Source organism: Enterococcus sp. DIV2467a, assembly GCF_050532945.1.
Classification (GTDB): domain Bacteria; phylum Bacillota; class Bacilli; order Lactobacillales; family Enterococcaceae; genus Enterococcus; species Enterococcus faecalis.
Map to the genome: position 1 here is coordinate 2259804 of NZ_CP172896.1, position 22690 is coordinate 2282493.

Genomic DNA, 22690 nt, shown 5'->3' on the forward strand with positions numbered 1-22690 from the left:
ATACGTGTAGAGTAATTGTTAGTGATAACTCGTATCGGAAAATAGGGAAAGGTTATAGAAGGATGGAGTTTCTATAAAGCATTTACCCTATCTGTTATCACCTAACGCAAGTTATCCACCATCCAAGCGTCGAAACTGTATGAAAACAAGGTTTTAGTTTCACCACATCACGTTCACCTTTTGCTTTACATGTATCGCGAAATGTAAACACTTATTCAACCAATTGATGTCTTCCCGTTAACAAGGCCGAGCTTAAATTTAAGCTCGGTTTTTTCTTTTAGGCAATAAAATATATTTGTATCAAATAATCATATGTGTTATATTCAAGGTGCACATTCTATTTTATCTTCTTTTAAAGGAGGGAATGCTATGCGAAAAAAGAAAAAATCTTCGTTTGAAAGTTCAATTCATGTTTATCGTGCTATGGCTCGTATGACCCAGCAAGATTTGGCCAATCGAGTCGGTGTCTCTCGACAAACAATTATTCAACTGGAACGAAACAAGTACAATCCTTCATTACTTCTTGCGCATGACATCGCGAACGTCTTTGGCGTAACCATTGATGATGTGTTCACCTTCAAAGAAACACTGAATGACGATGTAGAACAAGAAGCCTAAACAGTATAAGCTGTACTTAACAAGACAATTTTTCTGATTGTACTTGGAGTTGCCGAGGTACAACTTAGTACCGGCAATACGAAGAAAGTACTTCTTCGTATTGTTGTTTCAATAATTAATCTTTTCTTACATAAAAAAAGAACGGCGCAACCGTGGTTGCGTCGTTCTTTTTATTCTAAGATTGTCTACTAAGCATTTTTGCTCTAGTAGCGTTTTGGTTTCTAACTTTATTATTTACAGGGGAAGAAAAAATAAAGCACACCTTTACTGTGATTCCAAAAATCACGTGTTTATCATAATATATTTTTGTTTCAATCCCAAGTATTCTGCTCACAAAGTGTCGCTTATTTAATAAACATTGCATCGCCAAAACTAAAGAAACGATATTTTTCCTCAATAGCATGTTGGTAAGCAGCCAATGTTAAGTCTTTTCCTGCAAAGGCACTCACAAGCATCACTAACGTAGATTTTGGTAAATGGAAGTTCGTTGAAAAAGCCTCTACGACTTTAAATTGATACCCTGGTGTGATAAAAATATCGGTCCAGCCACTGTCAGCCTGGATTTCACCATTAAATTTTGTGCCAATTGTTTCCAACGTACGAATAGAAGTTGTTCCAACGGCAACAATCCGACCGCCTGCTTGGCGCACTTCATTTAATTGCTTAGCCGCTTCTTCAGTTAAACGATAGAATTCGCTATGCATATGATGTTCTTCTATATTATCAACGCTCACGGGACGGAATGTTCCTAAACCGACATGTAAAGTTAAATAAACGAGATGAACACCTTTTGCTTTGATCTCTTCTAATAGTTCTTTTGTAAAATGCAAACCCGCTGTTGGTGCTGCAGCTGAACCATTTTCTTCAGCATAAACCGTTTGATAACGATCTGGGTCATCTAGACGTTCTTTGATATATGGCGGCAATGGCATTTCTCCTAACGATTCTAAAATTTCTAAGAAAATACCATCATATTTAAATTCAATGATTCGACCACCATGTTCCAACTCTTCTTTAACCACCGCTTTTAGGCGACCATCGCCAAATTGAATTTCCGTGCCGACTTTTGCACGTTTCGCGGGTTTAATCAAGGTTTCCCATGTATCGCCTTCTGTATTTGTTAAAAGTAAAACTTCCAAATGACCGCCTGTTTCAGGTTTTTCTCCATATAAACGGGCCGGCAGTACCCGTGTATTATTCATGACTAATGCATCCCCAGGCTGTAATTCATCAAGAATATCATGGAAATGTTTATCCTCCATGTCCCCTGTTTCTTTATTTACAACTAATAATCGTGAACTAGCGCGATCTTTTAGTGGGGTTTGAGCAATTAATTCTTCTGGTAAATCAAAATCAAAATCTTCTGTACTTAGCATTTCCGTCACTCTTTCTACTAGTTTTTATCTTGGTTATTCTAACACTTTTTCTTGTTTCTGGCTATGTCAGCCTTCTGAATCAAACTAAATAGTTGTCAAAAAATGTCAGAAGCACTATACTTACTTTAAGTAAGTATACATAGTTATTTAGAGGAGGAACTCAAAATGCATGCTCAATTTCATCATGTTTCACTATTAGCGCGTCATGGTCAAGAAAACCAATCATTCTATACAAAATTGTTAGGCTTACGCTTTGTCAAAAATACCGTAAATCAAGACAACAATCGCATGCCTCATTATTTTTATGGCGATTATCAAGGCACACCGGGAAGCTTAGTAACTTTTTTTATCGTGCCCTTATTAGGCAACCGCTATGAAGAAAAAAATTATTTAGCCACGATTGGCTTAAAAATCCCTCAAAACAGCCTTTCCTTTTGGGAACAACGTTTAACAGAAAACAAAATTCCATTTAACAAAAAAGAAAAGAGCCTACATTTCAGTGATCCAGATGATACGCATATTATCCTGACAGAAGTTCCTGAAAATCCATTAAAAGAAACACTCGTTGTTTCTAACGACATTCCAGCAGCGGTTCAAATTATCGGTTTGGCCTCTACTGAATTTCATGTGCCAGATTCTGAAAAAACCTTGGCCTTTTTTGAAACATTTCTTGGTTGGCAAGCAGTTGGCAATACGATTATTTTAAGTGAGACGGAAAGCTTTTCTGTTCATCAAACAACGTCGGATAAAACAAGCCGAATGGGGCGTGGCAGTATGGATCATATTGCTTTTTCTGTGGCTGATGATGAAGCATTACAAGAACTACACACGCGCGCTTTAGCACAAGGCTGGGAAATTGAAATGTATGTAAGTCGTGGATATTTTAAAAGTTTATACATTCGTGAACCAGGCGGAAATCGGGTTGAATTTGCTACTTTGACTCCTGGTTTTACATTGGATGAGCCTCTGGAACATTTAGGGGAAACGTTGGCTTTACCGCCTTTTTTAGAACCAAAACGGACTGCAATCGAAGCCAACCTCTACAAAGACATGTAACCAACGCTTTAGAAAACAACGGAAGACGGACGTAATAATCGGTGACAAAATTACGTCCGTCTCTCTTCCCCTATGTTTGAATGTTTGAACAAGAGAATAAAAAATGACCTTCAGATTTTTCTGAACGTCATTGCACATTCCATAAAAAGCATCCTTCGTTCTTCCACTTCTTACTTCTTAAAAAAACTGGTAATTTTTTCAAAAATTCAGTAAAATAAAAGTGATCAATGGTTTCCATTGATTGAACGGGCAACTTGATGGTCCACTTGCACAGGTGACTATTCAAGGCTTCGTGATTTAGTTGCCGCTAAATCATGAAGCGCCTTTTTTTATTTTATTCCCTTGTTCTCTTTCCATTCTAATGAAAAACTCAGCTCCCGTCAACTTGCTACAAAGGACACTTTTCTTTGTTATAGCGGCTTTTCTTCCTTCTCAGAATACTCTTTTTAACATCTTGTTTCGTTCAGATAACTTTTACTAAACAATAGTTATCTTTTCTTTTTTTTAGAACGAATTAAAAAAATTTTACCGCCTTCTTTTTCCCATTAAAAATAGATTACATTTGTCGAAATCGCATTTTTATAGCATACTAGTAATAAGATACATTTTCAAAATATTTAGTTGAGGTGAGTAAGTTGATAGAATTTCAGCATGTATCAAAATTTTATAAAGGCGGAAAAGTCGCCGTTGATGACATTAATTTGTCTTTCGATAAAGGTGAATTTATCTGCTTCATCGGAACAAGTGGTAGTGGAAAAACAACATCAATGCGGATGCTTAACCGCATGACCGACCCTTCAAAAGGAAAAATTTTAATTGATGGCCAAGATATTCAAAAAATCAATCCTGTAGAGCTACGTCGCCAAATTGGCTATGTCATTCAAAATATCGGCTTGATGCCTCACATGACCATTCGTGAAAATATCGTTTTAGTGCCTAAATTATTAAAAGTACCTGTGGAAGAACGCAATAAGATAGCCGAAAAAATGATTGATTTGGTTGAGTTACCACGAGAAATGTTAGACCGCTATCCCAATGAACTTTCTGGGGGACAACAACAAAGAATCGGCGTTGTGCGGGCTTTAGCTGCCAATCAAGATATTATTCTAATGGATGAACCTTTTGGTGCTTTAGATCCTATCACCCGTGATTCATTACAAGATTTAGTGAAAGATTTGCAAGAACGTTTAGGAAAAACTATTGTCTTTGTTACTCATGATATGGATGAAGCGTTGAAATTAGCAAATAAAATTGCCATTATGAGCGAAGGCAAAGTAATTCAATTTGACACACCAGATAATATTTTACGTCATCCAGCCAATGAATTTGTAGAAGAACTCATCGGAGAAGATCGCTTATTACAAGCCAAACCTGATTTCACCACTGTTGATGAAGTCATGTTAAATTCCGCTATTACTATCACGCCGGAAAAATCTTTACAAGAAGCGATTAAATTGATGCGTGAAAAACGGGTTGATACCTTATTAGTTGTTGATAATTCCCATGTGCTTAAAGGCTTTATCGATGTTGAAACATTAGATCAGCAACGTGGCAAAGCTTCTAGTGTTGGTGATATCTTGAATAAAGATGTCTTCTTTGTTCAAAAAACCGCTCTTTTACGTGATGCTTTACAAAGAATCTTAAAACGCGGCTTAAAATATGTGCCAGTCGTTGATGAACAAAAACGAGTGGTGGGCATCTTAACACGTGCTTCCCTTGTTGACATTGTTTATGATGTTATCTGGGGCGATGAAACAACGATTAGTGAAGCTGTAGAAGCAAAACAAAGCGAGTCCGAAACTGATAAAGAGGAGGCGTAAGCAATGAGTAGCTTCTTTCAAGAATATGGATCAGAAATGATTTCAAAAAGTATTGAACATATTTATATTTCATTCTTTGCACTTTTATTAGGGGTCGCTATCGCTGTACCCGTTGGCGTTTGGTTAACACGTTTGCCCAAAGTAGCCAATATTGTCATTGGTTTAACAAGTGCCTTACAAACGGTTCCTTCGTTGGCTTTATTAGCTTTGATGATTCCAATTTTTGGTGTCGGCAAAACACCCGCTATTATCGCGCTATTCATCTATTCCCTTCTACCTATTTTAAGAAACACGTATATCGGAATGAAAAATGTCGATGAAAATTACCGAGATGTTGCTAAAGGCATGGGCATGACCAATTTACAGTCTATTTTTAGTGTTGAATTACCCATTGCCATGCCAACAATTATGGCCGGCATTCGTTTAGCTGCTGTCTATGTCATTGCTTGGGCTACACTGGCTTCTTATATTGGTGCAGGTGGTCTTGGTGATATGATTTTCAGTGGATTAAATAACTATCAGCCAGAATTAATCTTTGGCGGGACTATTCCGGTAACTATTTTAGCGCTTTTAGCAGATGTTCTTCTTGGATTATTAGAAAATCGTTTAACGCCAAAAGCTTTAAGGGAGGGCGAATAATGATGAAAAAGAAACTCAAGTTAAGCTTACTCTTCTTAAGCAGTTTACTTTTATTGGCAGGTTGTTCTTTACCTGGTCTCGCTTCAACTTCTGATGATAACACTGTTGCCATTACAGGTGGGATTACTTCAGAAGCGCAGATTTTAGGGAGCATTGTAGCGGATATGGTTGAGCATTACACAGATAAAAAAACAAATGTGATTAACAACTTAGCCACTACTACCATAAATCACCAAGCAATGTTAAACGGAGATGCCTCAATTTCTGCAGCTCGTTATACTGGTACTGACGTGACTACTACGCTTGGTTTACCAGCGGAAAAAGACCCTAAAAAAGCGTTTAACCTAGTTCAATCAGAATTTGAAAAACGTTATCAACAAACTTGGTTCCCTTCATATGGATTTGAAAATACTTATGTATTCTTAGTTACAAAAGAAACGGCTGAGAAATACAATTTAAAAACAGTCAGTGATTTAGGGAAAGTCGCAGACAAATTAGTTGCTGGTGTCGATACTGCGTGGATCACACGTGAAGGCGACGGTTATGAAGGCTTTAAAAAGGAATACAACTTCCAATTTAAATCTATTTTACCAATGCAAATTGGCTTGGTGTACGATGCAGTCAACGCTGGAAAAATGGACGTTATCTTAGGTTACTCAACAGATGGCCGGATTGGTAGTTACGATTTAGTCATGTTAAAAGATGACAAGCGCTTCTTCCCGCCTTATGATGCCGCTCCTGTGGTTAGTGACAAATTATTAAAAGAAACGCCGGAAATTAAAGATGTCTTAAATCGCTTAGATGGTAAAATTTCTACCAAAAAAATGCAAGAATTGAACTATCAAGCAGATAATGATTTAATTGAACCTGCTGTCGTAGCCGAACGTTTCTTAAAAGAAAATAACTATTTTGAGGGGGAGTAACAGATGAATAATATGAATTTATTCCAACAATTTATCTACTATTTCCAACAAAATGGCGGCTACGTCTTTCAACAATTTTTACGTCACTTTTTAATTTCGATTTATGGCGTAATCTTTGCTGCAATTGTCGGGATTCCTATTGGGATTATGATTTCACGTAAACGTAGCTTAGCCAACTGGATTATCCGTTTAGCGAACATTATCCAAACAGTACCAGCTTTGGCAATGCTTTCGATTTTAATGTTGGGAATGGGCTTAGGCGTCAACACGGTGGTTGTAACGGTCTTCCTTTATTCTCTCCTACCAATCATCAAGAATACGTACACTGGCATGATTCAAGTGGATCGCAATATTTTAGATGTTGGTAAAGGAATGGGTATGACAAAAGTACAACTTCTTTATATGGTCGAGTTACCTTTATCTGTTTCAGTAATCATGGCAGGTATTCGAAATGCGTTAGTCGTCGCAATCGGGATTACTGCGATTGGTGCTTTCGTTGGAGCTGGTGGTTTAGGGGATATTATTATTCGTGGAACCAATGCCACAGATGGTGCTTCTATCATTTTAGTCGGTGCCTTACCAACGGCCTTTATGGCGATTATCACAGATTGGGTTCTAGGGATTATTGAACGGCGTTTAGACCCAGCTAGCAAACATTCCAATTAATAAAAAATACAGAGCAGATCCAACATTGTTTCTTTTCAATGGGATCTGTTCTTTTATCTAGGAGATCAATAATGTCTAACTATACTATTATCGATTTAAACCAACAACCACACTTAATTCCGTCAGCTGCTCAATGGTTTAGCCAAAAGTGGCAAATCCCCGCTGAAGCGTATCAAGGAAGTATGCAGGAAATGCTAACTAGCGAAAACCACGTACCACATTGGTGGGTCTGCTTGAATAAACAGCAGGACATCGTTGCAGGCGTGGGCGTAATTGATAATGACTTCCACAATCGTGCAGACCTTACGCCAAACCTTTGTGCATTGTATGTCGAACCAACATTTCGTCACCAAGGCTTAGCAGGAATTCTTTTAACAACAGTTGGTGATTTTCTTGCTAATTCTGGATTTAAAAAGCTTTATCTGCTTACAGACCATACTACTTTTTATGAAAGATATGACTGGGAATTTTTGACAATGGTAACCACTGAAGAGCAGTCTTGCGCTAGAATTTATCAAAAACAATTACGTCAATAAAAAAATCTGCCATCAAAAGATGGCAGACTTTTTTTTTATTTTTTCAAGTGATAACTATAGGTAGCCACAATAATATTTTCCCGCCACGCTAAACGAATCCGCAAGCGTAAACTTGTTTGGTTATGCAAAATATTTTGCCAACGTTTATTTGGTACAAATTGTGGTACTAAAACTGTTGTACTGTAGTTATGCTTCGTGGCATTTTTACTAACCAAATCAACATAACGTAAGATAGGATTTTGCAGTGAACGATACGAAGAATGGACAATTGATAGACGAACGTCCGGGAAGTGTTTTTTAAACTCTTCCTGAATTTCTTTTTCCTTCTCAACATTTTCATCCATTGAGACATGCATAGCAACAACATAATCACCAATGGAACGCGCATAGTTCAAGGCGCCGACATTTGCCTTGGTTACGTTCCCTACTAAAACAATAACTGTATTCCCGTCAAACTCATGCAACTGTGCCCCATCTTCTAAACGTAGCTGTTCCGCCACATTTTTATAGTGAGTATTGACCCGATAAAATGCATAAATCAACACCGGCATAATAATAAAGAACGGCCAGATGTCCCCTAATCGATAAATAAACAAAATGGCGATAATCGCGAAAGAGATAAAGGCGCCGACAATATTAGCAATTGATTTTGGCAACCAATTTTTAGTTTCTTTTCGCCATTTTACAACCATGCCCGATTGAGACAAAGCAAACGGAATAAACACACCAATTGAATACAATGGGATTAAACGTTCTGTGGAACCTTGGAAAATCAATAATAAAACAATGGAACCAGCAGCTAAAGTTAAAATACCATTTGAATAGCCTAAACGGTCGCCACGATCCATATACATATGCGGCATAAACTTATCTTTGGCTAAGTTATAAGCCAAAACTGGAAAGGCTGAGAATCCTGTGTTAGCGGCAACCGCTAAAATTAAGGCTGTCGCAAACTGTAATAAATAATATAAAATATTTTGACCAAAGACCGCTTTCCCAATTTGTGAAAGAACTGTCACTTCTTCTTTGGGCACAATCCCATACCAATAGTTAATAAACGTAATCCCCACGAAGAAGAACCCTAAAATCGTTGCCATTAACGCTAACGTCCCAGCAGCATTTTTTGCTCGTGGTTTCTTAAAGAATGGCACTGCATTACTGATTGCTTCAACCCCTGTTAAGGAAGAAGAACCAGATGAAAACGCCCGTAAAACTAAGGCAATAGAAATTCCTGGAACCACGGCTCCTGGTAAAGCTGTCGCATTCAATGGCTGTGCGCCAGTCACAATTTTAAATAGCCCAACAACAATCAGTAAGGTAATAATTGCGATAAAACTATACACTGGCAACATTAAGAACGAAGCTGATTCTCTCAGGCCCCTCAAGTTCATTAAGGTAATCAATATCACAATCCCAATAGAAATTGCTACTTGATGACCATATAACGCTGGAATCGCTGATATAATCGCCTCTGCACCCGCTGAAACTGAAACGGCTACTGTTAGCATATAATCGACTAACAACGAACCACCAGCCAATAAACCGGCATTTCTGCCGAGGTTTTCACTACTAACAACGTATGCGCCGCCGCCATGCGGATACGCATGAATAATTTGTCGGTACGACAATGTTAAAGAAATAAGTAAAATAATAACAAATGCAGCAATTGGCAATGAATACCAAATCGCAGCCGCCGACAAAGTAACCAGAACCACCACTATTTGTTCTGTACCATACGCAATGGATGAAAGTGCATCAGAAGATAACAACGCAAGCGCTGCAAATCTGCTTAATTTATGTTCATCATTTTCGGCTGATTTCAATGGTTTCCCAATGAACAGTCGTTTTAAATCCGCCATTTTTTTCTACTCCTTTTCTCTAGAGTGACCCGCTCACTTTTTTCATTATTTTTTATCAAACAAATCCATATGCTACGCTTCTCACAATGAAAAGTCAATTGATTTTTGTTACTGAAAAAGATAAAAAAATCACCATCTTTTTTTAATCAGACACTCATTTAAAGTCCCTCGCTTCCTTTATCTTATCAAGAGAATCCAGATAACAAAAGCATTTGCATTCTCTAAACAAAAAAGCGAGAGCTAAAAGTCTATTTGACCTTTTGGCTCTCGCTTGAAAACTTAGTTAATTATTCCCTTTTATTGTAACAAGTACGTATGATCGAAGGTAATTTCCACTTTATAACGACCAATTTTTTCATAAACTTGCCGCTGAATTTCCACACCCAGTTCAAATTCAGATAATTTTGATTCTGTAGGCAAAACCAAGTCGAACAAAATCTTCGGCTCTTCGCCATGGGTAACTAAGCGGATATCATGGACTTTTAAAGACGCATCAAAAGAACGAATAATCTTTTTGATTGTTTGATGAACAAATTGTTGTGTTGGGTCATACAAATTCACTGGATCAATATGACAAACAAGGTTAACATCTAATTCTTCTTTAAACTTCGCTTCAATCGCATCGATTGTCTGATGGGCTTTATTTAAATCCCAGCGATCATCAATTTCAATGTGAACAGACGCAAACGTTTGGCTGGGACCATAATTATGAATCAGTAAATCGTGATATCCTACAATTGTTTCTATTTTTGATAAGACATTCTTCATTTCATCAATTTCTGTTTGGCTCGGACGCATGCCCATCAACTCATTAATAAATTCGCGAATTAACTGCAGCCCACTATAAATAATATATGCAGCAATTAAAAAACCAATATATCCATCAATTCGCAAACCAGTGACGCCTTCAATAAATGCAGAAACCAAAACAGCTAATGTAGTATAAACATCATTGAAGCTGTCCTTAGCAGAAGCAACTAATGCTTGAGAATCAATTTTTGCTGATACTTTTTTGTAAAACAGCCCTTGCCAAATTTTAATCCCAATTGACAAAGCTAAAACAGCAAATAAAATGGGGGTCACCTTGATTGATTCTGGATGCAGGATACGATCAACGGAGGTCGTTAGAAACTCAAACCCAATAAACGTAATCACTAATGATACAAGCATTCCACTAATATATTCAAAACGTTCATGGCCATAGGGATGTTCTTTATCCGCTGGCTTACCAGCAATATAAAAACCGACTAATGTTAAAACTGAAGAAATAGTATCGGACAAGCTATTAATGGCATCTGCCATGATTGAAACACTACCTGAAAGCAAGCCAATCATAAATTTACTAACGAATAAAAATAAATTAGAAACAAGCCCAATCCGCCCGGCAAAAGCACCGAATGCTGTTCGTTTTTCCAATTTACGACGTTCAATTTTTTTCTCATATCGTTGAAGCAATGCTTGAATCATTTTACAACCCCTACCCACTTTTTATTTCTTAAAAAAATACTATAAAACCTTTTTATACATTTGTACACAAAAAACCTCACTTTCTGAGGGAGATTTTATTATTTAGCATTGCCAAAAAGTCAAAAGCAAGAGCCCCCAAAACTTCTTTGTTAGGGTTGCCTTGAAAATAAAGAAAAACAAAAAGCCGAAAACGCTAGAGATGTTTTCAGCTTTTTGTTTTTTAATGGAATAAATGGCTCTTTTGTGCTAAAGCCGCAAATTTTTTCGATCTGTGTTCCAGATGTGGATAAAGAATTGCGCCGCCAATACTAAAGACGACTGAAATCCCCACCATAATCCAAATGGCAAACCAAGCATTTGGCCAGTAAATGCCTCCTGCTGATTCCCTTAGCAAGTTCACGGCATGCGTAAACGGCAAGAACGGATTAATCATTTGGAAGAATTTACCTGAGACTTGAATTGGGTAGTTCCCACCCCCACCAGAGATGGATAGTACCAAGATTATTATCGCAATTCCTTTCCCTACATTGCCAAAGAGAGCAACAAGCACATAAACCATTATCATAAACGTAATGGCAATCAATACCGCAAACCAGACGCTATACGCTGGATTACGAACATCTACGCCTAACGCAAAATAATTACCTAAGGTTACAATCAGTGCTTGACCAATCCCCATGACAATGAAGGTAAACATCCGTGCTGAAAATTGTTCCCGTTTAGAGAAGCGTTTTTTATCTTTTCCTTCGAGATAAACATCCGTTGTCGCAACACTTGAGAATAACACAGCGCCAACCCATAAACACAAAGCTGTATAGAATGGCGTACTTGCCGAACCATTATTAGCAATCGGATAAACAGCATGTTCTTTGACTTCAACTGGTTGTGTAAAGAAGTCACTTTCTTTATTGGCATCTAATTTTAGTAATTTAAGAATTTCGCCTAAATCAACTTCTTTTTCACCTTTACGGATTGCATTCGCTGCTTTGTGTAATCCTGTTTTGATATTTGGCCAATCATTAATAATCAGCTCGTTGGCTTTGTCTAAGGCCGCTTCAACATCTGGCATTTTCTCATTGACTGTTTTCAAGGTATTCGTTAAATCTTTTCGGATACCTGGATAGTCATTTTGCATAAAGGCTGCCGCTTTGCTGACTTTGTCTTGAATGACTGGTAAATCGTTTTTATACAAATCAGCACCACGATTAATGCCATTGACAATGGTTTCCATATTGCCATTCAACATCGTATTCGCATCATGAATTTCTTGTTTAATTGCCGGCATTTCGGCTTGATATTTTTCTAATAAAGAAATCGCATTAGTGACCGTTTGACTTGTTGAACTCAATAACCCTTCAAAGTCAATTTGTTGCGCTTTGTTTAGTTGACCTTGAGCGTTTTGGATGGTACTAGTTAGTTTGTTTAAAATGGTTGAAACGGTATTACTAATTCCGTTTACATCAACACTGCCCACAATACTAGAAATATTAGTTGCCATTTCGTCAATCTCATTTAAATAATTTTGTACTCCAGAGATATCACCCGCTTGGACTAAAGCATTTAATTGATTCAAGCGATTGCTAAAATCTGTTAATAAATCATTTACATGGCTTAATTGAGCAATCGCACCATCTAAGTCATGATTACCAGCATTTTCTTGGAGTTGTTTCATAAACGCAATAATGTCGTTAATTGCTTGCTGTTGCCGTTGGATATTAGTTGTGAAATCTTGTACTACTTCATTAATATGTTGTTTTTCTTCTGGCGTTAACTGTCCATCATCTAACGCTTGACGAATAGTCGCGACTACAGAAGTTGTTGTTGTAGCAACTTGCTGGATAGATTTCAAAGTCACTTCAACGCTATTCGTAATGCTTGGTAACGCCTCTTGCAATTTATTGGCGCCATCTAATGTGACATTCCCTAAATCATTGGCTTGATCACCTAGTTTACGAATATCTGGTAACGCCGTTTGGACTTGTTGAATGATTTCTAATCCTTGTTTTGCTTCTTGGATTCCTTCGCTCATTGTTTGTTCCACAGAAGCAAAGTCTTCATCAATCATAGCAATTTGTCGGCCAGCGTTTTGAATTTCTGGAATTTTTTCTTGTAACGTCAAAATAACACTAGCTTGTTCTTTGATGCTTGGCATTTTGCCATTTAGCTCAACAATCTTCTCTCCTAAAGCATCAACTTCAGGTAAATATTTCATCGCATCGTTGGCTTTCGCTAATTTTTCTTTTAGCTCAGGCATCTTACCATGTAAGTCTGTGACTTGTTTTGCGTACGTATCAATGGTTCCAATGTTGGCATCTGTATCTAAAATCATGCTCTTAACTTTTTGAATGCTAACCATGTTTTTATCAATATCATAGCCAATATCATTGAATGTTTTAATTAACGTACTACTTGCCGTTTTAATGAATTCTTCCGAAATTTGTGACTGAATGGAAGAAGCGCCTTTTGACGTAATTTTCGGTGCAATTGCATTAATTTTTTCGTTAATTGAGTATTCAATTTTAGGTTTATTGATATCACCAGAAGTAAAACTTAGCAAATCTTTGGAAAAATCTTTAGGTAAATAAATCCCGGCAAAATATTTTCCTGATTGGACCCCTTTGTCTAATTCCTTTTTCGAATCAACAAAACGCCAACCTAATTGCTTGTTTTTCTTCAAGTTTTTCAAGACTTCATCACCAATATTGACCGATTTATCTTGAAAAGTTGCTGTTTGGTCATCACTATAGACCGCTATTGGTAACTCTCCTGTATTTGAATACGGATCCCATAGTGCTTTAATGTTAAACCATGCATATAATGATGGAATAATCATTAAGGCAACAATCAAAAATGTTGCTACTGGGTTTTTAAAAATTCTTTTCCAATCTAAAATAAATAGTTCCCATGTATTTTTTATATGTTTCATAAAATCACCTGCTTTTTTTTGTGCCTGAATAACTTTAGCATAAAATACAAGAGAATAACAAACAAAAGCTTGAATGTTACGACACATTTTTAAAATGTCGTAAGTTCAAGCTAAGTTTGTTTATTTCATATTTTTAGAAAATTCCGAAACGACTTGTTTAACTTCATCAATGGCTTCTGGTTTTAAATAAGCCAAAAGTTTTGGTGCTTTTGTCATCAAGTACATTTTATCTAATTTGCCTGTTTGTTGGCGTTCAAACATTTCTGCAAGTAGCGCTTGCATTTTTTCTTTTTTATCTTCTTTTGTTCGATCTAGTATGAACGTTAAGAATTGTTCTTGTCCTTCTTTCATTCCCTATCCCTCCTTACAAACAGATTCTTTTCTATTATAAAACTTCTTTTTTAGAAAGGATAGTCCTTTTTTTAGGATCTATGATTTTGTGTACAGACTTAGCATGTCTTTTTTGGCGGATAAAGGTAAGCCGAGTCCCTCTTTTAAATAGCCCTCTACCGAACCAAATTCTTTTTCAATCGCCTGTAAAGCGGTCGCTAAGTACTCTTTTTTCACATAAAGCAGCGTTTCTAATTGTTGAATTTCTGCTGGAGGCGTTCCATTTGCTTGATATTGCGCAATAATTTGCTCGTTAGCGGTTTTTCTTTGCTCATTCGTCTTTAAATAATCTTCTAAAATATAAGAATGTTCCACACCTAAAGCACTTAATATCAAGGCTGCGCCGATTCCTGTTCGATCTTTTCCTGCGAAACAATGAAATAAAATAGCTTCTTGTGGATAACTTAAAAAGTTTTCAAAAAATGTTTGGTAACCTTTGCGCCCCGAATTGGAAAGAACCATTTCCTTATAAGCCATGTCCATTGCTGCATCGGGTGAACCAACCGTTTTAAGCATTCCTTCTAATGAAGCAGTCTGCGCCTGAATATCGGCCAAAATATCTATATGTAAATAGTTGGTTCCTTGAATTGAATCATCTGGTCGTTCTTGCGTTTCCGCTGCACTTCTAAAATCATAGATTCGTTTAATTTGATAGTCCTCTACCAGTTTCTGTTGATCCGCTTGTGCAATATTGACGAGTTCACCACTCCGAAAAAAATGCCCTGTCTTGACGGATGTACCTTGTTGCGTTGGAAATCCTCCAATATCTCTAAAGTTCACTACGCTGTTCATGTTCTGTCGCTCCTTCATTTTAATTATTTTGTTGTCATTTAAATACTTTGTTTTTTCTTTTTATTTCTTTTTCTCAACGATAATAAAAAACACTTCAAAAAACAATCTTTTTATCAGTTGTTTATTGCCATTTTATCATATATACAGTATTCTTAAAAGAGAGGTGAGTAACGATGCTAAAACGAGATTTTTTAGAAAAGCCTTATGATTATATGAATGATATTTTATTGTTCCTATATAATAATAAAGGCCGAGCGACACGAAATGAATTAGTAGATTTTTTCAATATTAGTTTACCAACATTGAATGAATACCTTTCTTTTTTAGAGCAATTTTTGAAAGAAGAGCAACTTCAAGAAAGCCTCACCGTGACTGCATTAGGTGATACCCTTTATCTAAACAAAGCACCAACCTTTTCCATGAAAGCAATGATCATGTTGTTCTTAGATAAATCTATTAAGTTTCACATGGTCCAGCAACTCTTCCATAAAAATGAAATAAATGGCGGGTATTTCCAACAGAATTATGCCATTAGCTCTGCTACCTATTATCGAAAAATTGTTGAATTAAATGACTTACTCAATGAGTTTAATTTACGTATCAAACGAGGAAAACTTGTCGGCGAAGAAAAACAAATTCGCTTTTTCTTTTTTAATTTTTTCTGGTTTATCTTTGAAGAAAAAACAGATTTAGAAAAAGAACTGGCCAATCAATACCTAGGATTAATCGAGATATTACAAGAAATCCCCAGAATTACCTTTGACCATACAGAAATTCTCCAAATTAAACTTTGGATGAAAATTTCTTTTCGTCGCATGGTTTTAGAACCCCTGCCAACGATTAGTCCACATGATGTCCAACTCGATCGACCTTTATTTGAAGAAATTAATTTATCTATACATACATATATGAAAAGAATCGACCGTCCATATACAATCAACGAAGCCTATATGTTTTATGACTTTTTTTGTTCCATGCATAATTATTCTGCGAATGCTGCTTTCGCCTTTCGTTTAGCAAAACAACAACGAATTGAAAAAACGTATCTTAACGAAATGAACCGGGTCATTTTAACGTACCTTAAAGCACGTGGTTATTTATCCCATTACGTGCTGCCTATTCGGCTACTTTATATTGAAAATTTACTTTTCCAATTACATGCGCAACTCTATTATTTTTCAGGATTTATTTTACCCTTTGATTATTGGACAATTCAGTCACTTTTGAAAGTCTTACGTCATCCTTTTAGCGAAAGTGAAGTTTACGAATTAGTGGAGATCGCTACAACGAACTTTGCCACAAAAGCCACTGCTTCTAAGTACCAAAATCAATTTACTGAAATTAATTATACACTTATTTTGAATCACATTGCTGAATTAAATGAAAAAAAAATAACGATTGGTGTTTATCACTCACTGAGCAGTGCTTATAGCGAGTTGGTAGCACAAAAAATACAACAGAGTATCGCTGGAAAATATCCGCTGAAAATTGAGCCTTACAACGCAGAAAACCATTATGATTTGCTTTTAATGAATACCAATAATGAACAGCTCGTTGCCCAGTATGACCATTACTATATTTTTTCGGATATTAGTAATCGTTACGACCTACAATCAATTGAAAAAATCATTCAATTGTTATTGGGCAAATAATCTCTAATAAAAAAAGCTTAAGTGCCCTACTCTCAGATGGCTGACTTAAGCTTTTTATTTTACTTTCCCTATTTCCTTAAACGGCGCCATTTTAAACACCACGATTCCTTCAATCGCTTGTATCTCGACAAAGCCGAACGTACGACTATCACTTGAATGCGTACGATTGTCCCCTAAGACAAAGTAATGACCAGCTGGAATCTTCTGAAACAGGCGAAGTTGGGCTGCCGCTTTTTCTGATAAGTCAAAACGACTGGCATTCTCAGGCAGTGCCTCATTATCGCTTGCTATAGGTTCTTCCGAAAGATAAAGTTTTGTCTCGTTTACCCAAATTCGATCACCAGGACCCCCGATAATTCGCTTGACGTACGTACCTCTGCTAGCTAGCGGTGCTTTAAATGCAATCACATCGTACCTTGTTACTTGCTTCGTCCGTTGTACTAAGACTCGTTCCCCAGCGTTAAGTGTCGGCTTCATGGATTGCCCAGCAATTGGGTAGCTAGATGTCTTTAACACAAAAAAGAACACAAAAATGGCGAAAAGAATAGCTGGCATAAAAAATTTAACGACTTGGATGCGTTGTTTCTTTTGGTAGGCTTGCCGCTTTTTTTTAATCTCTTCAGCGGTCATTTTTCTTTTCGGTCCTCTTATTGATTGATGGTTATCTGTTTGCTCAAGCAAATATTCCATTGCTGTGTTAGCCTTTTGCTTTTTTAGCTGATATGTCGCAGGCAACTTTTGCTTCAAGAAGGCGCGCTTAATGTGGCGAATTGTTCGCATAACGGGCTTTATCCATTCTTCCATCGTTTTCTTAAAAGGAAAAGCTTCTTAAATAAACTTTTCCTTTCTTTACTCCTTTTTTCTATTTGACTAATTGCGTTCCTTTTTTTTTATAACTACTACGTAACTGGTTTTCCTTCATAAACTGATTCAATGGTTTCTGCGCATCTTGTGCCAGCTCCCAAATACTTTGATTTGCTTCTACAAGATATTCGCTCTTCTCTGTTACTATGTTTTTCCTGATAAGCGGTTGCCTTAGCGACTGCTCTTCCTTTGAGACAGCAGCAGCCTGTAATCTTTCTGCGGAGCTACTTAATGTAACAGCTAAAAAAAGGACCCCAAGACAATGTAGTTTACTTGCTCCCATTAACTTTTTACTGACCATTTTATTAATAGTTATCTTGTTCAAGACGTGTCAGTTTAGTTAAACGTTCCTCTAATTCGCGATAAATCTCAAGTACTTCTACTTTTGATGCTTCGACTTCATTCGAAATACTTTTCGCTCGGTTACCAATATTTAACATTTCTAATTCTGCAGAATTGATTAGATGTTTTGCTTCTACTTTCGCTTCATTAACAATCCGATTGGCTTCTTTTTTGGCAGAAACCATCACTTCGCCAATTTCTTGTTGCGATTTTAAAGCCTCTTCTTGTAATTGCTGATTTTTCATTAATAAATCGTTAATTTGCTGTTTTGCGCGTAGCAGTTCTGTTAACTGCTCACTACTCGGTTCAATATTTTTTGAAACGGCTTGTAGTGTCTTCAATTCTTTTTGAACTTGTTCTAAATTGTCTTCTTTGGCCTCTACTTCTTTTCTTAGAGCAGCTAATTCTCCTTCGTAAACTTGCTTTTCAGCAAGATGTTTGTCATTGACACCTTGTAGTCGACCTAGTTTTACTTCTGCTTCATTTTTTTGCTGTAAACTATTTTGAAGCTCATTCTTTAACTCCTCCATGCGCTGTTTCACAATCACTTCTTGTTGGGCAGCCTCTTGTAAGGTTTGTTTTTCGGCTTCTACTTTTTGTAATTGTACAGTTAGTTTTTCAATTTGTTCCTGCAATGCTTGTTGAGTCGTTGTGCTTTCTTCTAATTCTGTCGTTAACGTTTCTACTTGCTTTTCCATTCCTGTAATATCTCCTTTTTTCTCCAACTTTCCTTTTTCTTCTGCTAACTGGTTGTGTAATGTCTGGATATGTTGTTGCTGTTCAGCCGATTCTTTTTCTAATTCTGCCACTTGCTGCGTTAATTCACTTTCTAAACGTTCCATTTGATTATGTACAGTGGTTAATTGTTTTTCTGCATTTTGCAGATTTGTTTGAAGAGTAGTAGCCTCTGTCGTGGTTTCACTGTTTGTTTCCAGTTGCTCTTCCAATTCAAAAATTTCATGTTCTTTTTGATTTAGTGTTTCAAGTAATGCCTGATTTTTTTCTTCTAATGCTTGTTTTTCCGTTTCTTGTTGGTTCTTTAATTGCTCATTTTCTTCTTGAAGTTTTTTAAAGGCTGTTTCTTTTTTCTGATAGTAGGCGAGCCTTTCTCTTAAGGTCGCCATTTCTTTTTCCTGTTGTTCCGGTTTGATTCCGCTAATTATTTTTTCTGGTTCGAATCCTGGCTGAAAAAAGACTTCTTTTTCAAGCGTATCATCCGAAATATCTTTAATTTTTTTAATTAAACGTCTTTTTGTCATATCTATGTCCTTTCTCTCATCCTTTTAACTAATCACGACAGGCTCCAAATTTGTTTCCAACGTCTCACGAGCATACGTATCAATGGATTTGACAAGGGTTTGCTCTTGATCTCGATAAGTAAAATTAAAATCAATCATGGTGATTTCTTTGACTGAATTCAACGCTGCAATAAGTGCTACAATATTGTCTTGGCCTGTTTGAAATTCATGGTAACTTAAGCCGACTGAAAAAACAGAGAGTGTCAAGGTTTGTGTTTTTTCACTTCTAATTATTGTGATGCTCGTCTCTCCGAGGTAAGGACGCCATTCACGCGCTAATTGTAATTCATAATTAGTCAAGACAGCGGCCGATTCTGCCGAAACAGCTTGCTTCCAGGGAAACTGATTTAAGGCTGTTTTTTTAATCGCTTGTTTTTTTATTTTGTCACCTTGAGTAGCTTGGCCTTGTGCCAAACGCTCGATCCGTTGTTCAATGCGGATATTTCGTTGATTTAATTGATAATATGTATAAACAATTCCTAACAATAATACGCTAAGTAGACAAACACTAAACAATAAATAAATCATTAAACGACTATTTTTCTGATACTTATAGAAATTTATTTTCCTCTTTAATGTCCGGTCCTCTGAATCCAGTTTTTCGACAAGTAATCGCAAATACAATTGATAGCTTACAAATAAAAATAAGCAACTACTCATTAAAAGTACAACAATCATCATACAAATATAATCTCCTTTATGTCATCGCTCGACAATCAAAACTTGTAAAATCACCTGTTACGCTCTTTAAAAACTCTATATAGTATTGATTGTAACATTCCGTTTGAGCCTTGCCAACAACTTTTTTTAAAACACAATGATAAAATTTTATATTTTATATTTATATTTTAATTTTTAAAATATAAAACAAAAAAAGAGAGATGCCACTTGGCCATCTCTCTCGCTTTTACTCAAACTATGTTTAGCGAACCGAACTAGATCAGTCGCTTTTAAAAAAATCCAATTAGTCTTTGTTGATTTCATAGTAGCTATCGTTCTTTATGTAGCTGAATTTGCTTTTGCTGGGGCTGAATCGCTACTAAGTCCAACACTGATGCCTAAGGCACGATCAACTTCTTCCATAATATCAAGTCTCAAATGACAAACTTTTTCTTTCAAGCGACCCTTATCGATTGTTCGAATCTGCTCTAAAAGAATCACTGAATCTTTTTCAATGCCTGTTTCATCAGAATTAATCCCGATATGTGTTGGCAATTTTGGCTTTGCCATTTTGGCTGTGATCGCCGCAACGATAATCGTTGGGCTAAAATGATTACCTAAGTTATTTTGGACAACAAGGACAGGTCTGACGCCACCTTGTTCCGAGCCCACTACTGGGGAAAGGTCTGCAAAATAAATATCTCCGCGTTTGACCATAGTGGAACCTCCTATCTAGTTATATTCTCTGGGGATTCTTTGTGAGAAAGTACATGCAACTTCATAATGAATGGTTTCTAATTTTTCGGCTACCATTTGTAACGTATTTTCTTCATTGCCATCTTTTCCAACTAATGTAACGACTGAGCCGACAGGAACTTCTTCTGCTAAACGAATCATACATTGATCCATACACACTCGTCCGACGATTTCGCAACGCTTACCATTCACGAGCACTGTAAATCCTTGGAGATGACGCAACCAGCCATCTGCATAGCCGATTGGCACTGTCCCAATCCATTCTTCAGCTTCAGTTACGTAGGTTTCGCCATAGCCAATCCCTTCACCAGCCGCTAAGCGTTTTACATGGATAAGTTCACTGGTCAACCGTAAGGCCGGCTTTAACGCATAGCTTGGGGCCAGCTTATTACCTGAAGGGTTCAATCCATACATGGCTACTCCATAGCGAATCATGTTTCCTGGCACATCAGGATGCCATAACGCTGTCGCACTATTGCTAACATGGACATACCGTGGTAACTCTTCTAAAACTGCTAGAACAGCCTTAAAACGCCCTGCTTGTTTTTCAAAATAGCTTGTATCGATTTCATCAGCTGTTGAAAAATGAGTAAAAATCCCTTCCCATAAAAATTCTTTGTGGGATTGAACAAACCGCACTGCTTGCTTAGTCTCTTCCGGGGTTAAAAAGCCAATCCGTCCCATGCCAGTATCGACTTTTAAGTGAACACGTAATGGCGTGTTACTCTCAGGCGTTAGTTGTTGAAGAGCAGCTTCTAACCATTCTTGTGTAGCTACCGTTACAGACAAATCATATTGAATCAACAAAGGCACATAAGCTAAGTCTACCACACTCAAAATTAAAATGGGGTCCTGAACACCTGCTTCTCTCAATTCAATTGCTTCATCCAATAAGGCGACACAAAAACCTGTCGCGCCACCTTTTTTCGCCGCTTTAGCGGATTCTACGGCGCCATGCCCATAGCCGTTCGCTTTTACAACCGCAAATAAAGCGGTTCCTTCTGGCAAACGTTGACATTCCTTTTGGACATTTTCAGTAATTGCTTGCGTATCGATATGTAACCGTGTAGGACGATGCCATCCAACGACCATTGTACATCCTTCTTTCTTCGTTGCTTCTATTATTCGCTTTCTAAAACAATTTGTGCAATCGCCATAGTATCTGTGTGCGTAATCGAGACAAACACTTTACCATTATGGGGCGAGTTTGCTACGTATGGTGCACCTGTTTTTTCAGTCAGCACCTCAATATCTTGTAAACCAACTTTACCAATCCCTGTGCCCCATGCTTTAGAGAACGCTTCTTTACAAGCAAAACGACCAGCTAAAAATTCTATTTGACGTTTTGTAGATAACTTTTCAAAAAGGGTCAATTCGTTAGGTGTTAAAACCCGTTGAATAAATGATCCTTGTTTTTCAACAATCGGTTTTATCCGACTTAATTCTACTGCGTCAATACCAATTCCCTTTATCATTTTCCGCCTTACTTCCTATTTAATATAGTTACTCCGAATTACCTTCCATTTTAACAAAATTTCAAAATTTTTCCACTGATTCGCTAAAAAAATAAAGAATGTTTTACAAGATCCTCACACAAATTGAAGTACCATACGTTTTCTTCCTATTTACATTTTTATAAAATTTTTCTGAATTTTTATAAAAGTAAGACAACAACTAAGAAGTATCGGAAAAAATCAGGAAACTAAGCGGATGTTCTGATATTTTATATAAAATTTTGGCTACTTATGGGAGAATAAAAAGAAAAAGGAGAAAAATGTATGACTTTAACTTCTCGGCAAAAAAAGTTACTTCGTTGCGCCCTATTTATTTTTACTTTGTTGCTCTACATATTTCCAATCTTCTTTAAAAATCCCAGCCTATTTTTTCTCTTGCAACTGGTTTGGATCGTAACCATTCATTTGCTACAACAAAAAATGAAACTCTTCAATCTAACTTCCCCGTTGAAAACTTGGATAATTTTGGCGTTTTTCTTTTTCTATATCATTTTGATGCCTTTTTTACTTTTTTTAAGTTTTTCTATTTAACGATT

The 22690-nt window shown here is 36.8% G+C and carries 22 protein-coding genes; 9 read left to right on the forward strand and 13 right to left on the reverse strand.

The window, feature by feature from the left end; genetic code table 11:
- Positions 1–312: 312 nt before the first annotated feature.
- Positions 313–618 carry a helix-turn-helix transcriptional regulator gene (locus IGL80_RS10680; protein ID WP_002355748.1) on the forward strand — a complete coding sequence of 102 codons (306 nt, stop codon included), beginning with the start codon at positions 313–315 and terminating at the stop codon, positions 616–618.
- 344 nt (positions 619–962) lie between these two features.
- Here the strand turns inward: IGL80_RS10680 and queA are convergent, their stop codons facing one another.
- Complete coding sequence (gene queA, locus IGL80_RS10685) at positions 963–1994, reverse strand: tRNA preQ1(34) S-adenosylmethionine ribosyltransferase-isomerase QueA (RefSeq protein WP_002355747.1); 1032 nt, start codon at positions 1992–1994, stop codon at positions 963–965.
- Positions 1995–2159: 165 nt separating this feature from the next.
- Between queA and IGL80_RS10690 the strand changes: the two genes are divergently transcribed.
- The 6 genes from IGL80_RS10690 (at position 2160) to IGL80_RS10715 (ending at position 7634) form a co-directional block, all read left to right on the forward strand.
- A complete protein-coding gene (locus tag IGL80_RS10690) occupies positions 2160–3050 on the forward strand; it encodes a ring-cleaving dioxygenase (protein ID WP_002355746.1) in 891 nt (296 codons plus the stop codon).
- A gap of 626 nt (positions 3051–3676) precedes the next feature.
- Positions 3677–4870: a betaine/proline/choline family ABC transporter ATP-binding protein gene (locus IGL80_RS10695; RefSeq protein ID WP_002355745.1), complete on the forward strand. Its 1194-nt coding sequence runs from the start codon at positions 3677–3679 to the stop codon at positions 4868–4870.
- A gap of 3 nt (positions 4871–4873) precedes the next feature.
- Complete coding sequence (locus IGL80_RS10700; protein ID WP_002355744.1) at positions 4874–5509, forward strand: ABC transporter permease; 636 nt, start codon at positions 4874–4876, stop codon at positions 5507–5509.
- Between the two features lie 2 nt (positions 5510–5511).
- A complete protein-coding gene (locus IGL80_RS10705; RefSeq protein WP_002355743.1) occupies positions 5512–6432 on the forward strand; it encodes an osmoprotectant ABC transporter substrate-binding protein in 921 nt (306 codons plus the stop codon).
- Positions 6433–6435: 3 nt separating this feature from the next.
- Positions 6436–7098, forward strand: coding sequence for an ABC transporter permease (locus IGL80_RS10710; RefSeq protein ID WP_002363261.1), 663 nt, complete (start codon positions 6436–6438; stop codon positions 7096–7098).
- Between the two features lie 71 nt (positions 7099–7169).
- Complete coding sequence (locus IGL80_RS10715; RefSeq protein WP_002355741.1) at positions 7170–7634, forward strand: GNAT family N-acetyltransferase; 465 nt, start codon at positions 7170–7172, stop codon at positions 7632–7634.
- 35 nt (positions 7635–7669) lie between these two features.
- Here IGL80_RS10715 and IGL80_RS10720 read toward each other — a convergent pair whose 3' ends face one another.
- From IGL80_RS10720 to IGL80_RS10740, 5 genes are all read right to left on the reverse strand, one after another.
- Positions 7670–9493 carry an APC family permease gene (locus IGL80_RS10720; RefSeq protein WP_002379167.1) on the reverse strand — a complete coding sequence of 608 codons (1824 nt, stop codon included), beginning with the start codon at positions 9491–9493 and terminating at the stop codon, positions 7670–7672.
- 297 nt (positions 9494–9790) lie between these two features.
- Entirely contained in the window at positions 9791–10960 is a 1170-nt protein-coding gene (locus tag IGL80_RS10725; RefSeq protein WP_002394312.1) for a cation diffusion facilitator family transporter, read from the reverse strand.
- 220 nt (positions 10961–11180) lie between these two features.
- Complete coding sequence (locus tag IGL80_RS10730; RefSeq protein WP_002355738.1) at positions 11181–13886, reverse strand: YhgE/Pip domain-containing protein; 2706 nt, start codon at positions 13884–13886, stop codon at positions 11181–11183.
- 120 nt (positions 13887–14006) lie between these two features.
- Complete coding sequence (locus IGL80_RS10735) at positions 14007–14237, reverse strand: hypothetical protein (RefSeq protein ID WP_002355737.1); 231 nt, start codon at positions 14235–14237, stop codon at positions 14007–14009.
- Positions 14238–14315: 78 nt separating this feature from the next.
- The gene (locus tag IGL80_RS10740; RefSeq protein ID WP_010708297.1) at positions 14316–15068 is read right to left on the reverse strand and encodes a tyrosine-protein phosphatase; all 753 of its coding nucleotides are present in this window, start codon (positions 15066–15068) and stop codon (positions 14316–14318) included.
- Positions 15069–15241: 173 nt separating this feature from the next.
- Here IGL80_RS10740 and IGL80_RS10745 point away from each other — a divergent pair, with 173 nt between their 5' ends.
- A complete protein-coding gene (locus IGL80_RS10745) occupies positions 15242–16720 on the forward strand; it encodes a helix-turn-helix domain-containing protein (RefSeq protein WP_002358798.1) in 1479 nt (492 codons plus the stop codon).
- Positions 16721–16774: 54 nt separating this feature from the next.
- Here the strand turns inward: IGL80_RS10745 and lepB are convergent, their stop codons facing one another.
- The 7 genes from lepB to acpS all read right to left on the reverse strand — a co-directional run bounded on the left by lepB (position 16775) and on the right by acpS (position 22115).
- Positions 16775–17524, reverse strand: a complete 750-nt coding sequence (gene lepB / locus IGL80_RS10750; protein ID WP_002425717.1) for a signal peptidase I — start codon at positions 17522–17524, stop codon at positions 16775–16777.
- Positions 17525–17582: 58 nt separating this feature from the next.
- The gene (locus IGL80_RS10755) at positions 17583–17909 is read right to left on the reverse strand and encodes a hypothetical protein (RefSeq protein ID WP_002358795.1); all 327 of its coding nucleotides are present in this window, start codon (positions 17907–17909) and stop codon (positions 17583–17585) included.
- Positions 17890–19185, reverse strand: a complete 1296-nt coding sequence (locus IGL80_RS10760; RefSeq protein ID WP_002358793.1) for a hypothetical protein — start codon at positions 19183–19185, stop codon at positions 17890–17892. Before IGL80_RS10760 ends, IGL80_RS10755 begins: the two co-directional genes overlap by 20 nt.
- Positions 19186–19209: 24 nt before the next feature.
- The gene (locus IGL80_RS10765; protein WP_002396530.1) at positions 19210–19905 is read right to left on the reverse strand and encodes a hypothetical protein; all 696 of its coding nucleotides are present in this window, start codon (positions 19903–19905) and stop codon (positions 19210–19212) included.
- Between the two features lie 318 nt (positions 19906–20223).
- Positions 20224–20601 carry a type II toxin-antitoxin system PemK/MazF family toxin gene (locus IGL80_RS10770; RefSeq protein ID WP_002355729.1) on the reverse strand — a complete coding sequence of 126 codons (378 nt, stop codon included), beginning with the start codon at positions 20599–20601 and terminating at the stop codon, positions 20224–20226.
- Between the two features lie 15 nt (positions 20602–20616).
- Entirely contained in the window at positions 20617–21732 is a 1116-nt protein-coding gene (gene alr, locus IGL80_RS10775) for an alanine racemase (protein WP_002355728.1), read from the reverse strand.
- Between the two features lie 29 nt (positions 21733–21761).
- Positions 21762–22115, reverse strand: a complete 354-nt coding sequence (gene acpS / locus IGL80_RS10780) for a holo-ACP synthase (protein WP_002355727.1) — start codon at positions 22113–22115, stop codon at positions 21762–21764.
- 303 nt (positions 22116–22418) lie between these two features.
- Here acpS and IGL80_RS10785 point away from each other — a divergent pair, with 303 nt between their 5' ends.
- Positions 22419–22685: a hypothetical protein gene (locus tag IGL80_RS10785; protein WP_002358791.1), complete on the forward strand. Its 267-nt coding sequence runs from the start codon at positions 22419–22421 to the stop codon at positions 22683–22685.
- Positions 22686–22690 lie beyond the last annotated feature (5 nt).

What these genes read in the sequence shown, in the direction of transcription:
- IGL80_RS10680 (WP_002355748.1), top strand. Translation starts at nt 313, where the DNA reads ATGTGTTATATTCAAGGTGCACATTCTATTTTATCTTCTTTTAAAGGA.
- queA (WP_002355747.1), bottom strand. Translation starts at nt 1,994, where the DNA reads ATGCTAAGTACAGAAGATTTTGATTTTGATTTACCAGAAGAATTAATT.
- IGL80_RS10690 (WP_002355746.1), top strand. Translation starts at nt 2,160, where the DNA reads ATGCATGCTCAATTTCATCATGTTTCACTATTAGCGCGTCATGGTCAA.
- IGL80_RS10700 (WP_002355744.1), top strand. Translation starts at nt 4,874, where the DNA reads ATGAGTAGCTTCTTTCAAGAATATGGATCAGAAATGATTTCAAAAAGT.
- IGL80_RS10705 (WP_002355743.1), top strand. Translation starts at nt 5,512, where the DNA reads ATGAAAAAGAAACTCAAGTTAAGCTTACTCTTCTTAAGCAGTTTACTT.
- IGL80_RS10710 (WP_002363261.1), top strand. Translation starts at nt 6,436, where the DNA reads ATGAATAATATGAATTTATTCCAACAATTTATCTACTATTTCCAACAA.
- IGL80_RS10715 (WP_002355741.1), top strand. Translation starts at nt 7,170, where the DNA reads ATGTCTAACTATACTATTATCGATTTAAACCAACAACCACACTTAATT.
- IGL80_RS10720 (WP_002379167.1), bottom strand. Translation starts at nt 9,493, where the DNA reads ATGGCGGATTTAAAACGACTGTTCATTGGGAAACCATTGAAATCAGCC.
- IGL80_RS10725 (WP_002394312.1), bottom strand. Translation starts at nt 10,960, where the DNA reads ATGATTCAAGCATTGCTTCAACGATATGAGAAAAAAATTGAACGTCGT.
- IGL80_RS10730 (WP_002355738.1), bottom strand. Translation starts at nt 13,886, where the DNA reads ATGAAACATATAAAAAATACATGGGAACTATTTATTTTAGATTGGAAA.
- IGL80_RS10735 (WP_002355737.1), bottom strand. Translation starts at nt 14,237, where the DNA reads ATGAAAGAAGGACAAGAACAATTCTTAACGTTCATACTAGATCGAACA.
- IGL80_RS10740 (WP_010708297.1), bottom strand. Translation starts at nt 15,068, where the DNA reads ATGAACAGCGTAGTGAACTTTAGAGATATTGGAGGATTTCCAACGCAA.
- IGL80_RS10745 (WP_002358798.1), top strand. Translation starts at nt 15,242, where the DNA reads ATGCTAAAACGAGATTTTTTAGAAAAGCCTTATGATTATATGAATGAT.
- lepB (WP_002425717.1), bottom strand. Translation starts at nt 17,524, where the DNA reads ATGGAAGAATGGATAAAGCCCGTTATGCGAACAATTCGCCACATTAAG.
- IGL80_RS10760 (WP_002358793.1), bottom strand. Translation starts at nt 19,185, where the DNA reads ATGACAAAAAGACGTTTAATTAAAAAAATTAAAGATATTTCGGATGAT.
- IGL80_RS10765 (WP_002396530.1), bottom strand. Translation starts at nt 19,905, where the DNA reads ATGATGATTGTTGTACTTTTAATGAGTAGTTGCTTATTTTTATTTGTA.
- IGL80_RS10770 (WP_002355729.1), bottom strand. Translation starts at nt 20,601, where the DNA reads ATGGTCAAACGCGGAGATATTTATTTTGCAGACCTTTCCCCAGTAGTG.
- alr (WP_002355728.1), bottom strand. Translation starts at nt 21,732, where the DNA reads ATGGTCGTTGGATGGCATCGTCCTACACGGTTACATATCGATACGCAA.
- acpS (WP_002355727.1), bottom strand. Translation starts at nt 22,115, where the DNA reads ATGATAAAGGGAATTGGTATTGACGCAGTAGAATTAAGTCGGATAAAA.
- IGL80_RS10785 (WP_002358791.1), top strand. Translation starts at nt 22,419, where the DNA reads ATGACTTTAACTTCTCGGCAAAAAAAGTTACTTCGTTGCGCCCTATTT.